The 13878-nt window shown below is 65.8% G+C and carries 13 protein-coding genes; 5 read left to right on the top strand and 8 right to left on the bottom strand.

All coding sequences use genetic code 11. The annotated features are described in order from the left end of the window. Window positions 1-31 precede the first annotated feature (31 nt). The gene (locus tag GRI32_RS04485; RefSeq protein ID WP_160589926.1) at window positions 32-223 is read left to right on the top strand and encodes a hypothetical protein; all 192 of its coding nucleotides are present in this window, start codon (window positions 32-34) and stop codon (window positions 221-223) included. A gap of 267 nt (window positions 224-490) precedes the next feature. On the opposite strand, the gene GRI32_RS10675 is transcribed toward GRI32_RS04485, so the two are convergent. The 7 genes from GRI32_RS10675 to tsaD form a co-directional block, all read right to left on the bottom strand. Then, on the bottom strand, window positions 491-1252 hold the full coding sequence (locus GRI32_RS10675) for a hypothetical protein (protein ID WP_237437373.1): 762 nt from the start codon (window positions 1250-1252) through the stop codon (window positions 491-493). 231 nt (window positions 1253-1483) lie between these two features. Continuing rightward, window positions 1484-2659, bottom strand: a complete 1176-nt coding sequence (locus GRI32_RS04475) for an acyl-CoA dehydrogenase (RefSeq protein WP_160590262.1) — start codon at window positions 2657-2659, stop codon at window positions 1484-1486. A 110-nt stretch (window positions 2660-2769) separates the two neighbouring features. After that, entirely contained in the window at window positions 2770-3315 is a 546-nt protein-coding gene (locus GRI32_RS04470) for a hypothetical protein (RefSeq protein ID WP_160589925.1), read from the bottom strand. A 183-nt stretch (window positions 3316-3498) separates the two neighbouring features. After that, entirely contained in the window at window positions 3499-4248 is a 750-nt protein-coding gene (locus GRI32_RS04465) for an OmpA family protein (protein WP_160589924.1), read from the bottom strand. Between the two features lie 60 nt (window positions 4249-4308). Beyond that, on the bottom strand, window positions 4309-5859 hold the full coding sequence (locus tag GRI32_RS04460; RefSeq protein WP_202385928.1) for a lipopolysaccharide biosynthesis protein: 1551 nt from the start codon (window positions 5857-5859) through the stop codon (window positions 4309-4311). Continuing rightward, entirely contained in the window at window positions 5856-6854 is a 999-nt protein-coding gene (locus GRI32_RS04455) for an NAD(P)H-dependent glycerol-3-phosphate dehydrogenase (RefSeq protein WP_160589923.1), read from the bottom strand. The genes GRI32_RS04460 and GRI32_RS04455 overlap by 4 nt, the downstream gene beginning before the upstream one ends. After that, the gene (tsaD, locus tag GRI32_RS04450) at window positions 6851-7900 is read right to left on the bottom strand and encodes a tRNA (adenosine(37)-N6)-threonylcarbamoyltransferase complex transferase subunit TsaD (protein WP_160589922.1); all 1050 of its coding nucleotides are present in this window, start codon (window positions 7898-7900) and stop codon (window positions 6851-6853) included. The genes GRI32_RS04455 and tsaD overlap by 4 nt, the downstream gene beginning before the upstream one ends. Window positions 7901-7948: 48 nt before the next feature. On the opposite strand from tsaD, the gene hemC reads away from it, so the two are divergent. The 3 genes from hemC to GRI32_RS04435 are packed head-to-tail and all read left to right on the top strand — an operon-like array spanning window position 7949 to window position 10539. Further along, window positions 7949-8875, top strand: coding sequence for a hydroxymethylbilane synthase (gene hemC, locus GRI32_RS04445; RefSeq protein ID WP_160589921.1), 927 nt, complete (start codon window positions 7949-7951; stop codon window positions 8873-8875). After that, window positions 8875-9555 carry a uroporphyrinogen-III synthase gene (locus GRI32_RS04440; protein WP_160589920.1) on the top strand — a complete coding sequence of 227 codons (681 nt, stop codon included), beginning with the start codon at window positions 8875-8877 and terminating at the stop codon, window positions 9553-9555. Before hemC ends, GRI32_RS04440 begins: the two co-directional genes overlap by 1 nt. Beyond that, window positions 9556-10539 (top strand): hypothetical protein, encoded by a 984-nt coding sequence (locus GRI32_RS04435; RefSeq protein ID WP_337190151.1) that lies wholly within the window; start codon window positions 9556-9558, stop codon window positions 10537-10539. A gap of 37 nt (window positions 10540-10576) precedes the next feature. Here the strand turns inward: GRI32_RS04435 and GRI32_RS04430 are convergent, their stop codons facing one another. Continuing rightward, the gene (locus GRI32_RS04430) at window positions 10577-11836 is read right to left on the bottom strand and encodes an FAD-dependent monooxygenase (RefSeq protein ID WP_237437372.1); all 1260 of its coding nucleotides are present in this window, start codon (window positions 11834-11836) and stop codon (window positions 10577-10579) included. Between GRI32_RS04430 and GRI32_RS04425 the strand changes: the two genes are divergently transcribed. Further along, a complete protein-coding gene (locus GRI32_RS04425; protein WP_237437371.1) occupies window positions 11820-13874 on the top strand; it encodes a protein-disulfide reductase DsbD family protein in 2055 nt (684 codons plus the stop codon). The genes GRI32_RS04430 and GRI32_RS04425 overlap by 17 nt on opposite strands. Window positions 13875-13878: the final 4 nt, after the last annotated feature.

Genomic DNA, 13878 nt, shown 5'->3' with positions numbered 1-13878 from the left:
CAGTCCAATCAAAGGCGAATTGATCCAAGGCATGTCCGGCGCATATTGCGCCTGCCCCAGCGACGACATCTGCGCGGATGAGGATGTGATGCTGGCTGAGCTGGCAGCCACGCTTTATGCCTGGCCCAATCGGAATATCGTGTTCGAAAAGGCGATCCATGCCGTTGCGCTGGAACTGCTGGCGATGGCGCAGCATGCAGTCGCTGAGGCACCCGGGGATTAGGCCACCGAACCGGCGCAATGATCGGCGCATTGTTCGGCGCTTAAAGGCGCTTTCCTACAGGCGGGGGTTTCGTCCAATCGGCGGGAGGCTCTTTCCACCGTCGATCCATACAGTTGCGGCTCTGCGCCGCTTTCCCGACAAGCGTCACCTTGTGAAAGTTGACTAAGCTGCTGGTTTGCAATGATAGTTATGGAAATGCCAAGGTGACACGGTGTCACCTTTGTCACCTTCGCCACCGTTGTCATCTGCGCAGCCCTCCGGCAGATCCTATCGCACGCGCCTGTCATAGGTGATTCTGATGCGCACCCAGCTTCCCACCAGCGAGGCGTTGCCGCGCCGGGGCGGGCGGACCTGGAACTGCCACGCTGCGGCCAGCACGGCGCGTTGCAGGTTCGATCCGGTGGGATATTCCTCCAGCCCCACGCAATCTTCCACCCGCCAGCCCGGCGCGGTCTTGCAGGCGATCAGCGCCCAGCTTCCGGGATTGGCGGTGGAAAGATATCCGGCCATCTCCTGATCGGTCGGTTCCTGATACCAACGCGCACCATACATCGGCGATCCATCGGGGGCGGTCCCGACCACCTGGCTGTCAGCGGGATTGGCGGCGGGCGCGGGCGGACCATAGGCAGGCCCGCTGGGCGCATCGGGCCGTCGGCGCGGCAGGTTGGATATGTCGGTGGAGGCAAATTCCTCGGGCGTCAGCGTAACCACGGGCGGGCCGACCGGATTGACGGACAAGGCGCGTTCCAGCGTGGGTGCGGGTGGGGGAAGCTGGCTATCGGGCGTTTGCTCGCTTGGAGTGGCTGGCACCTGGACTGCGGGCTGCGTCGCCGCCTGTTCCTCCTGCGCGGGAGCCTGCTCGGCCGCCTGCGATACGTCGAAGCTGGCGATGCTGGAATCGCTGCCGGCAGGCTGGAATCCGGTGCGGCCCATCATCACGATCAGGAGGATCAGCAGAGCCTCCAGCACCAGCGCGAGCACCATGCCCACGGCGCGTTCGCCAAACCGCTCGCGCAGGCGGTCCGCCATGCGAAGGGCCGGGTTGCCGCGAACCGCTGCTGGTGATGTCTGCTTCAAGATGGCCGGAAAGCCTTTTGCGTTAGGGAGCAATACGCCGGATAGCCGCCATTACACCGCTCTGCGAGCCATGTCCTGCCTGTCGCGTGCGCCTGCCTTCCGCGCGCGATAATATGGCGGCGATGAACGGCAGCTTTCACCGCGTCCACCAGCCGCCATCATGCTCCAATCGAAAGCCTGCGATCAGAAGGCAGCGATATCGGTGATGGCGCGGCCCAGGATCAGCGCGTGAATATCGGCCGTCCCTTCATAGGTGTTGACCGTCTCCAGGTTCAGCATGTGGCGCATCACTTGATATTCTTCCGATATGCCATTGCCGCCATGCATGTCCCGCGCGGCGCGCGCCACGTCCAGCGCCTTGCCCACATTGTTGCGCTTGACGACGGAGATCATCTCGGGCGCGAAACGCCCCTCATCCATCAGCCTGCCAACGCGCAGCGACGCCTGCGCGCCGAGCGAAATCTCGGTCAGCATATTGGCGAGCTTGAACTGGAACAGCTGGTTGGCGGCGAGCGGCTTGCCGAACTGCTTGCGATCGAGGCCATACTGGCGCGCGGCATGCAGGCAGAATTCCGCCGCACCCAGAACGCCCCAGCTGATGCCGTAACGTGCGCGGTTGAGGCAGCCGAACGGCCCCTTGATCCCCTCCACGCCGGGCAGCAGGGCATCGGCGGGCAGCTTGACCTCGTCCATCTGGATCATGCCGGTGGTGCTGGCGCGTAGCGAAAGCTTGCCGCCGATCTTGGGCGCGGAAAGTCCCGCCATGCCCTTTTCCAGAATGAAGCCGCGGATCTTGCCGCCATGCGCTTCTGACTTGGCCCACACGATGAACACATCGGCGAAGGGTGAGTTGGAAATCCACGTCTTGGAACCGCTGATGGTGTAGCCATCGCCATCCTTCTTGGCGGTGGTCAGCATGCCGGCAGGGTCGGAGCCCGCATCGGGCTCGGTCAGGCCAAAGCAGCCGATCAGTTCACCGCTGGCGAGGCGCGGCAGGTACTTCTGCTTCTGCTCTTCGGAGCCGTAAGCGTGGATCGGATACATCACCAGGCTGGACTGGACAGAGGCCATTGAGCGGTAACCCGAATCGACCCGCTCAATCTCGCGCGCGACAAGGCCATAGGCGACATAGCTGGCACCCGCGCCGCCATATTCATCGGGCACAGTCACGCCCAGCAGCCCCGCCTCTCCCATCAAGGGGAACAGTTCGGATGCGTCCACCTCGTCGCGGAAGTCGTCGATCACGCGCGGTTGCAGCACGTCTTGCGCAAAGCCGTGCGCGGCTTCGCGGATCATCCGCTCTTCGTCGGTAAGCTGGTCGTCCAGATTGAGGGGGTCTGCCCAGTCGAAAGGCACCATTCCGGCCATGAAACAAGTCTCCTTTGCAACCGCCTTAGCGACATTGGAACGGCTCGCCAATCCACTTGGGCAATAAGCGTAAGCGCGCCGGAAATTCCGGCCTGTCGCTGTCAGTTGCGTCCGAACTGGCTTTCATAGGCAACCAGGTCGCCAGCGGCCAGAAGCCGGGCCTGGGTCACCCAGTCATCGCGGCGGATGCGGCCCTGAAAGCGGCCCATCTGCGCGTCCACGCGGTCAATCTCGGCATCGTCCCATGCGGCGATCTGGGCAAAGCTGGTGATCCCCATTTCGGCCAGCTGGCTGTTCAGCTTGGGACCAAGACCCTTGATCCGGGTGAGATCGTCTGCCTTGGCGGCTGCCGGTGCCGGTGCCGGTGCCGGTGCCGGTGTGGGAGCAGGGGCGGGCGCTGGAGTAGCTGCAACGGGCGCCACTTCTGGCGTCGCCGCGGGCTTTGGCTGAACGGTGGCGTGTCTGGCAACGGCGGGCGGAGCATCGATCAGCGCCTGATTGCGCTTGGCGGTCTGCGCGCCGTCTTCCTTGCTTTCCAGCTCGACACTGGTCTTGCGATTGGCGACGAAAATCCACCAGGCGACGATCAGCCCGATGATCACTGCAATCACCAGCAGAACCCAGTTTGCCTGTATCAGTTCAGCCATCTTCCCAACCTTTCAATCTATTCCCGGCCCCAGATCAGCCAGCCAATGCCAAAGCCCAGCGCATAAGCGACCAGCAGAAGGACCAGCAGTTCGAGCCAGATGGGCATGATGGGTTCTCTAGGGTGGCTGGGGGCGATTCGGCAATGCGCCAGTTGGGACAGCAGAATGTGCGGCGGGGTTTGTTCAGTGCGGTCCGGGCGTATCGACCGGGGTCGGGCGAATTGGCTCCGTCGCGATAACGGCGAATTCGATGCGCCGGTTGGCGGGGTCAGCAGGGTCCAGCCCTTCGACAGGATCGCGTGAGCCGATGCCGCGAACGCGCAGTCCGTCTTCGGGAATGCCGCGGCGGACCAGTTCGCTGCGCACAGCTTCTGCCCGCACTTGCGAGAGTTCCAGATTGCCCGGTTCCGGGCCGGAGCTGTCTGTATGGCCGGTGATCGAGATGATGCTGCCAAGGCAGGGCCGCAGGGCGGTGGCTACCTCATCGATCAGCTCCGCGCTGGCGGCATCGATCCGTGCGGAGCTTTCCTCAAAGCGGATGGTGCGCGCGCGCAGCAAGGCATCGACATCTTCCTGGCAGTGCAGCGGCTTGACCGCCTGGACTTCTGCCTCGGTCAGCATGTTGCCATCGGCCCAGCGCACGCCGCCCACACCCTTGGTATTGCCCACCGCGCGGGCGATGCGGGCGCGGGTCGCTTCGCTCAGCGGTTCGCCGCCGCTGAGCACGGGATGGCGGCTGGGCAGCCCATTGGGAGAACTGAAGCGCGCTTTCACCTGACCGCCGCCGCCTGCCTGTTCGATCGCGGCATCGGCGCGCTGCGAAAGCGTGGCGGCGATATCGGCACCGGTCATGCGTCCGCCAATCACCGCCAGCAGGAAAATCATGAAAGCGCCAAGCGCCAGGGCAATGCGGGGTTTGCGAAGCAGGGACATGCGCTGCCTCCTAGCCTGACTGGCCCATGCGCGTCGAGCCTGTGTGACGCGCCGCGACCCTCAAGTATCGGTCTTTTCTGCGGCCAGCGCCTGATTATCGTCATCGCTTTTCCTGCGGCGGAACAGCACCCGGTCTTCCGGTCCGAAACCGCGTGTCCAGATGATCCAGCCGTAAACACCCAGTATTGCAGGGATGCCGAATGCCAGCTCCGCCCATTCGGGCAGCATGATCACCACCTGGCCCACCGCCACTGCGGCGGCTGTTGCCCACACCAGCGGCCAGCGCCAGTTGTTGATCGGATGTTGCAAGATGCGGCTGAGCATTACTGCCTTGATGACCGAGGCCGCTGCCAGCGCCAGCATCAGGGCCGCTGCCGCCGCGGCTGCACGGAAGTAATCCGCCCGCGCGGCACTGCCGAAATCGAGCTGGTCGATCAGCAGCATGGCCCCCACGGTCAGCAGGCCCTGCAACACGATAGTGCCGATGGAGACCCACAGGTTCCTGACCCGCGCGACATAGATCAGCGCCGCTTCTGCCACCACGGCGGTTGCCGCCACAACTTCTGCCGCCAGCAGGAAGGCCAGCGCGCCAGTGCCCGGCACGAATTCCCCGCCATTGCCGAACAGGCCCATCAGCGCCTCCCCCGGAATGCCCAGCGCCAGTGCGATGCCGGCCTGCGCGGCCACGATCCAGAAGCCCACCTGGCACACCTGCCGGGCGATGGCGGCGTAATCCTTTTCCTTCAGCTTGGCGGTGATCACCGGGCCAAGGATCGGTTCAAAACTGGTCTTGAGCTTTTGCGGAAGGCTGGCGACCTGCTGGGCCATGTAATAAATGCCCACCGCAATCGGTCCGGCAAACAGGCCAAGGATGAAGATATCGAGCCGCCTTGTCCCCCATTCGATCGCATCGGCCACCGCCAGCGGCAGCGCGCGCATGATCATCCGGGCGATGCGCAGCGGGTTCGGCACCCACGATCCGGGCAGGCCATAGGTACGGAAGAACGGCCGCAACGCCGCCGCAAGCCCGGCATAGATGGAGGCGAGATAGGCCATCGCCAGACCAGATTCGCTGATCTGCGGGATAAAGAAGAACACACCGGCAAGGATGGATATGCTCCACGGCTCCACCACGGCGCGGGCGCGCACGGTGGTGGCGATATCGAATTTATACGCCTGCGCCGCCAGAACGATCTCGGTCAGCGCAAAGCCGGGGATCGCCAGCACGATCAACCTGTCCAGATCTGTATATTCGCCGCTGGGGAACAGCGGGGCGGGGAATGCATAGAGGATGGCCGCGCCGATGATTGAGAACACCAGCGCCACCAGCATGCTGTCGGCAATCAGTTGCGCCTGGTCTTCCTCGCCATCCACCAGCCGCTGGGCCAGGCCGCGTTTCTCCCCGATGGAGCTGACCAGCGCCACCAGTTCGACCAGGATCAGGGCAGACGCAAAGCGCCCCACCGCTTCGGCCCCGTAGAGCTGTCCGGCGATGAACAGGAAGGGCAGGCGCGCAGCCAGCCGCAGCAGGAAGCCCAGGAAATTGGTCCGTCCGCCCTTGGCCAATGCGGCGATATCGCCGCCGGGCTTGTCTGCAGCGGCCTCGCTCAAGGATCGGTGCCTTCAGCCTTGAGCGGGCGGGTGAGAAGATCCTGCACAACCGCACCCGCCGATCCGCCATCCAGCAGGCGGCACACGGCATCGACGATGGGCATGGCCACGTTCAGTCTTACCGCCAGATCGCGCAGCACGGGCGCGGTGTGCGCGCCTTCGGCCACGGTGCGCCGGTCGGCCATCAGCGAGGCGGCGCTCTGCCCTTCGCCCAACGCCTTGCCGAGCGAGAAATTGCGGCTGGAAGTGGAGGAGCAAGTGAGCACCATGTCTCCCAGGCCGCACAGGCCCGCCAGCGTGTCGCGGCTGGCACCCAGCGCCTCGCCAAAACGCAGCATTTCGGCATAGCCGCGGCTGATCAGCGCGGCGCGGGCGTTCTGGCCAAGGCGCAGTCCCTCCACCACGCCGCAGGCAATGGCGAGCACGTTCTTGACCGATCCGCCGACTTCCGCGCCGACAAGGTCTTCCGAATAATAGGGCCGGAAAGTGGGCCGGGCGATGACTGGGGACAGCCGTTCCCACTGCTGCGCCCCGCCGCCGCAGGCAAGAGTGACGGCGGTGGGCAGGCCGGCGGCCACCTCATGCGCAAAGGTGGGGCCGGACAGCACGGCAATGTCGCTGGCGGGCGCGATATCATGCGCCACATCATGCATCATCCGGCCCGATCCCGCCTCGATACCCTTGGAACACAGCACCAGATCGCGCGGCAATGCGGGCATTGCGCGCATCACACTGCCCAGATGCTGCGCCGGGGTGACAATCAGCGCGATGTCGAGCGCGGCGATGCGCGCCAGATCGTCGGTTGCCTGAATGCCGGGGGCCAGCACGGCCGAGGGGAGGTAAAGATCATTGCAGCGGCTGGTGTTGATCGTATCCGCCAGCCCATCTTCCAGCGCCCACAGCAGCACGTCGCGGCCATCGCTGGCGAGCATCTGCGCCAGCGCGGTGCCCCATGCACCGGCTCCCACCACGCCGATTGTCAACGCCTTGCTCATGCCTTCACTCCTGCGCCGCGCACCGGCTCTGCCTGTGGATCGAGTGGCCAGCGCGGACGGGCGGATATATCAAGCGGATCGCCCCCAATGCCAAGCGCCAGCCGCTCTATTCCTGCCCACGCGATCATTGCCGCGTTGTCTGTACACAGCATCAATGGCGGGGCGGTGAATGAAAGGCCATGCGCGCTGGCCAGCTGCTCCAGCGCGGCACGAATTGTGCGGTTGGCGGCGACACCGCCTGCCACCACCAGCGCACTGACCTCGCCCATATCGGCCAGCGCGATCTTCAGCCGGTCCACCAGACATTCGACCGCGGCCTGCTGGAAGCTGGCGGCGATATCTTCTGCGGCATAGGCACCGCTTTCGGCAGCGCGCATGACCGCGCTTTTCAGCCCGGCGAAGGAGAAATGCGGCTCCCCGCTGCCCACCAGCGGGCGCGGCAGCGGCACGGCGAAGGGATCGCCGGTTGCAGCCAGTTTTTCCACCGCCGGACCGCCGGGATAGCCAAGACCCAGGATCTTGGCGGTCTTGTCGAACGCTTCACCCAGCGCATCATCAATGGTGGTGGCGCAGCGGCGATACCGGCCCACGCCGTCCACCCGCAATATCTGGCAATGGCCGCCCGATACCAGCAGCAGGGCATAGGGAAATTCCAGCGCGGGATCGGCCAGGCGCGGGCTGAGCGCATGGCCTTCAAGGTGATTGATCGCCAGCAGCGGCCTGTCGCTCGCCATCGCCAGCGCCTTGGCTGTGACCAGACCAACCATGACCCCGCCGATCAGACCGGGACCGGCGGTGGCGGCAATGGCGTCACAATCGTCCAGCGATTTGCCCGCTTCGCGCAGCACCTTGTCGATAATCGGGGTCAGCCGCTCTGCATGGGCGCGTGCGGCAATTTCGGGGACCACGCCGCCATAAGGGGCGTGTTCCGCCTCCTGACTGGCGATGATCTGGGCGAGGATACGCCTGTGCCCATCCGCCCCGGCTTCAACGAGGGCGGCGGCGGTTTCGTCGCACGAACTTTCAATTCCAAGTACAAGCACCATCGCGGCGCTTCCACTGGACGTAAATGCCCATTAGGGCAAGCAACCCATATGACCCAGAACATCAAGATACGGCTCGGAACGCGGCGCTCGCCGCTGGCAATGGTGCAGGCGGAGGAGACCCGCAACCGGCTGTGCGAAGCGCATGGCTGGGAATTGAGCGCGGTGCAGCTGGTTCCCGTTACCGCCAGCGGAGACAAGGTGCAGGACCGCCCGCTGGCCGATATCGGCGGCAAGGCGCTGTGGACCAAGGAACTGGACCAGTGGCTGGCCGAAGGCACAATTGATGCTGCGGTCCATTCGCTGAAAGACGTGGAAACGATCCGCCCCGCTGAACTGACCATCGCCGCCATCTTGCCGCGCGCGGACAAGGCCGACAGGCTGATCGGCGCAGAATCGCTCGCCGCATTGCGCCCCGGGGCGGTGATCGGCACCAGTGCCCCGCGCCGTGCGGCGCAGGCCTTGCACATGCGGCCCGATTGCACTGTGGTGAGCCTGCGCGGCAATGTCGCCACCCGTCTGGCCAAGCTGGCTGCGGGCGAGGTGGATGCCACCTTCCTGGCGGCTGCGGGGCTGGACCGGCTGGGGCAGGGCACCACCGGCCACTCACTGGATGTGGAACATTGGCTGCCGGCCCCGGCACAAGGGGCCATCGCGGTGGAATGCCGCACGAATGACGCGGCGGCGCTGGCGGCATTGGCGGCACTCGACCACGCGCCCAGCCGTGCTGAGGTGATGGCAGAGCGGGCGCTGCTGCTGGCGCTGGGCGGGACGTGCCATTCGTCGATCGCGGTATTGTGCAATCTGAAAGGGCAGGAACTGCACATGCGCGCGGCGCTGTTCAGTCCCGACGGGGCAGAGCGGGTGGAAGCAGAAGCGCGCTTTGCCGCCGGTGACGCGCAGGCTCCCGCACTCCTCGCGCAGGAGCTGCTTTCGCGGGCGAGCGCGGCCATAACCGATTGCTTTGCTGCCAGCTGATGAGCACGGCGATCCTCTCGATCCGTCCCCAGCCGGGCGCGCAGGCAACCTGCCAGACGGGCGCCGAGATGGGACTGGAGATCACCCCGTACCCGCTTTCACGCATAGAGCCGCTGGCGTGGGAGGCACCCGATCCGGCCACCATCGATGCGCTGCTGATCGGCAGCGCCAACGCCATTCGTCACGGCGGAGAGAGCCTGCGCGCCTTGCGGGGCAAGCCCGTATTCGCGGTGGGGCGCAGCACGGCTGCCGTGGCCAAAAGCGCCGGCTTCACCGTGCAACTGGCCGGGCAGGGCGGGTTGCAGGAACTGCTGTCCCGGATTCCGGCCGGCAGGGTGCGCCTGCTGCGTATTGCCGGGCGCGACCATGTGCCGCTGCAATTGCCCGAACAGGTGAGCATGGAAACGCGCATCGCCTACGCGGCGCAGGACGTGGCCATGCCCGATCCGATGCAGGCGCAACTGGCAGAGGGCGCGCTGGTGCTGCTGCATTCAGCAGGCAGCGCCCGGCACTTGCGCGCCGAATGCGAACGGCTGAATCTGGACCTGGGCGCAATCGCCATCGCCGCGCTGGGGCCGCGCATTGCCGATGCGGCGGGCGAAGGCTGGGCGCGGATCGGCACTGCTCCACAACCCACGGATCAGGCGCTGTTGGCCTTGGCGGCAGACATGTGCCATTAGGTGCGCTTCCTGAATGAGGCGCTGCAAAGGCGCCCGGCCAGGGTCGCTAAGGACGTTATGGAAGAAGGCTACTCATATCCCCGTCAGACTGCGCAATCGCGCAGGCTTTCCACGCGCGCAATCGTGCTGGCCGTGCTGGCCGCTTTCCTGCTGGGCGTGCTGGCCACATTCATCATGACGCGCGGCGATGGCATGACGCTGGGCGAATTGTTCCGCCTGCGCAGCGATGATCAGCAGATCGTGGTTGATCCCGCGCTGTTGGGCGCGTCTCCCACTCCCACCTCATCCGAACCGGCAGAGGAAGTCGTGCAGGAAGCGCGCGCTGCGGTTGAGCGTGTGCAGCAGGTGGAGGTGCAGACCGGCGGCATAGACCAGCGCGTGGCGGCGATGGAACAGCGGCTGACCAGGCTGGACCTGCAATCGCAAGCCGCCGCCGGCAATGCCGCACGCGCGGAAGGCCTGCTGATTGCCTTTGCCGCGCGCCGCGCGATCGAACGCGGCCAGCCGCTGGGCTATCTGGAAGATCAGCTGCGGCTGCGCTTTGGCGATGCCCGGCCCAATGCGGTGCAGACGGTGATCGATGCCGCGGCCAATCCGGTGACGCTGGAACAACTGGTTGCCCGGCTGGATGGCATCGCGCCCGATCTGGTTGATGTACCGGACGATATGGGCCTGCTCTCGCGCATTGGCCATGAACTGTCCCAGCTGTTTGTGATCCGCACCGATGATACGCCTTCGCCCGTGGCGGAGAACCGGCTGGAACGGGCGCGCACCAATCTGGAGAGCGGGCGGATAGAATTCGCCATCACCGAGATTCGCAACATGCCCAATGCAGCACTGGCGGAACGGTGGATCGCCGATGCGGAGCTTTATGCCGCCGCCCAGCGCGCGCTTGAAGCGCTGGAAACCGCCGCCATTCTGGAGCCGAGGGACCTGCGTGATGCTTCGGGCGACCGCGTGGCCCAGCCCAGCCCCGCAAACTAACCCGGCCAGGTAGGTAGGCGGGCCAGTCCCGCTTTACCTAGCCCTTGAGCAATTCCGGCATTTTCCCGCTCACGCCGCGTGCCTCATCCATGAACCAGCGCTTGAGCGCGGGTGTGCGCTGCACAGCGGCCATGCCCATGCGGCGGATGATGCTGGGGGCCTTGCCGGGAATGCCGAACAGGCGCGTCAGCCCATCGGTGGCCAGCGCCACGGTGAAGCTGTCCAGCCCGCGCCAGTTTTCATACCGGGTGAGCAATTGCGCATCGCCCGGGTCCAGCCCCAGCCGCATGCCTTCTGCCAGCACTTCCACAAGCGTGCCGACATCGCGCAGGCCCAGGTTCAGGCCCTGTCCGGCAATGGGGTGAATGCCATGCGCGCTGTCGCCCACCAGCGCCAGACGCTGCGCGGTGATGCGCGCGGTGTGATGGAAGCCCAGCGGATAGGACATCACCTTGCCGTGCTTTTCGATAGCACCGAAAACGCCATGCATGCGCTTGGCCACTTCGGCGGTGAAGGCGCGGTCTGACAAGGCCAGAACACCCGCTGCATCGTCTTCCGAAACGGTCCACACCAGCGCGCTGCGATGGCGGCCCTGATCATCGTCTAGCAATGGCAGCAGGGCAAACGGACCGGCGGGGTAGAAAATCTCCCACGCCACATTGCCGTGAGGTTTTTCATGCGTCAGGCTGGCGATCATCGCGCGGTGCGAATAATCCCATTTGGCGATTGCGATGCCTGCCTCATCGCGCGTGGGCGACTGGCGCCCCTCGGCTGCGACCATCAGGCTGGCTTCCAGCTTCGTGCCGTCTTCCAGCATGGCGGAAACGCCGTGCTCGCCGCGCGTGCGGGACACGACATTGGCCCTGGAATGCCAGGAGATCAGCGGCTCCTTCGCCGCCGCTTCGAACAGGGCGAGGCGCAACTGCTGGTTGGCGAACATCCGGCCCAGCGATCCTTCATGCGGTTCCGGCTGGAAATCCAGCCTGCCGGGCTTCATGCCATCTGTCACCGCAATGCTGGCGATCGGGCAGCCGAATGGTTCCAGCGCGTCGGCAATGCCGATATTGGTGAACAGGTTCCAGCTGGCGGTGGAAATGGCCGAGGCGCGCCCGTCAAAGCCCTCCGCCGTCAGTTCCGCCGGGTCTGCCCGGTCCACCACGTGGCTGGACATTCCCTGCCGCGCGGCGGCAAGGGCCAGTGTCATGCCCACCAGGCCGCCACCAAGGATCAGGAGTTCGCGCTTGTCCGTCATGGCTGCTGCTCCTAGATCGTCTCCCACGATGCGCGCAAGTCTCATGGACCTTTTCCGGTATCTGCTGGTGGCAGTGGCGCTCAGCCTCGCGCTTCCCAACGCCGCGTGGGCGCAGGGCAATCCGCCGGACATGATGGACCGCGGCAGCGCGCGGCTGGTGGCCGAACGCGCCATCGCACCGGGCGCATCGGGCGATCTGGCGCTGGTGTTCCTGCCCAATGAGGGCTGGCACGGCTATTGGCGCAATCCCGGCGACGCGGGGCAGGGCATGGTGCTGGAATGGCAGCTGCCCGCAGGCTGGAGCGTGGGTGAGACGCAATATCCGGTGCCCCAGACCTATGTGATCCAGGGGATCATGAACCACATCTTCGAAGGCGAGCACGCCGTGCTGGTGCCGCTGGCGGTGCCGGACGGAACCGCGCCGGGCGCCTATCGGGTCACCGTGTTCGCGCGCTGGCTGACGTGCAGCGAGAGCCTGTGCGTGCCGCAGCAGGCCACGCTTTCCACCGCGATATCCGTTGGTGAGGGTGTAGAGGTCCACCCGCGCTTCGATAGCTGGCGCGCGGCCATCGCGCCGCTGCTGGACCGCAAGGCCAGCCTGCAATTCACCGCCGAGGCACTGCGCCTGTCGATCCCCCTTCCGGCGGCGATGGAAATTGCCAGCCCGCATGTGTTCATCGCGCAGGAGCAACTGGTCGATTACAACGCGCCGCAGCGTTTCTACCGCGATGGCGATGCGCTGATCGTGGAAATTCCGCGCGGCGGCCTGCGGCATGAGGCTCAGGCGGTAAGCGGTATCATCGCGCTGGGCGGCGCGCGTGACGGCCTGCGGTTCGAGGCGGAGCCGGGTGAGGTGTCTACCGGCGGAGAAGCGCTGGACGGGACCGAACAGCCCACCTCTCTGGCATGGCTGATCCTTGCCGCGCTGGCAGGCGGGCTGATCCTCAACCTGATGCCCTGCGTGTTCCCGATCCTGAGCCTGAAGGCGATGACGCTTGCCCGCGCCGGCGAGAGCGCGGCGGGCGCGCGGCGCGAGGCGCTGGCCTATAGCGCCGGTGTGGTGCTGGCCTGCCTTGCGCTGGGCGGCCTGCTGCTGGCGCTGCGGGCGGGCGGGGAACAGATCGGCTGGGCATTTCAGTTGCAGGAACCCGGCGTGGTCGTCGCGCTGCTGGTGCTGGCGGTGCTGATCACGGCGAATTTCGCGGGCCTGTTCGAACTGCCCTCACTCTCCGTAACGCGCACAGGCGGGCCGGGCTCCTCCTTTGCCACCGGCCTGCTGGCCGCTTTCGTGGCGACACCTTGCACCGGGCCATTCATGGCGGCGGCGCTGGGTGCGGCACTGCTGCTGCCGACCGCGCAGGCGCTGCTGCTGTTTGCCGCGCTGGGCCTTGGTCTGGCGCTGCCGTTCCTGCTGCTCGGCTTCGTCCCGGCGCTGAGGAACCGCCTGCCAAGGCCGGGACCGTGGATGGACCGTTTCCGCAAGGCGATGGCGATCCCGATGGGGCTGACCGCGCTGGCGCTGATCTGGCTGGCCACGCGACTGGGCGGGCAGGGCTTTGCGCTGGTGGCGCTGGTGATGACAGTGGGACTGGTGATCGCGCTGATGGTGACCGGCAGATTGCAGCGTGCGGGCAAGCTGGCGTGGCCCGCCTTTGGCCTGATAGCCGCGCCCTTTGCCCTGTTTGGCGCCTTTGCCCTGCCGGCAAGCTTTACGCCTGCCACTGCGGGACAGGCAGAATCGATTCATTCACCGATCAATTACAGCGAGGCGGCCCTCGCCGAAGCGCGCGCATCGGGCCAGCCGGTGTTCCTGTGGTTCACCGCCGACTGGTGCCTGACCTGCAAGGTGAACGAGGGCGTGGCGATAGAGCGCGACGAGGTGCGCGACGCGTTCGAAGCGGCGGGCGTGGTCACCATGCGCGGCGACTGGACCGTGCGCGATGAGGCGATCACCCGCTTCCTGACCGAGCAGGGCGCTGCCGGTGTGCCGCTCTACCTGTGGTATCCGGTCAATGGGCCGCCCCAACAGCTGCCGCAATTGCTGACGCCAGACATGCTGGTGGAACTGGCCGAGGCTGGCTGACCGG

This window comes from Alteraurantiacibacter aestuarii (assembly GCF_009827405.1).
Classification (GTDB): domain Bacteria; phylum Pseudomonadota; class Alphaproteobacteria; order Sphingomonadales; family Sphingomonadaceae; genus Alteraurantiacibacter; species Alteraurantiacibacter aestuarii.
The sequence above is the reverse complement of the archived record's forward strand: the minus strand, read 5'-3'. Positions and strand labels throughout refer to the sequence as shown.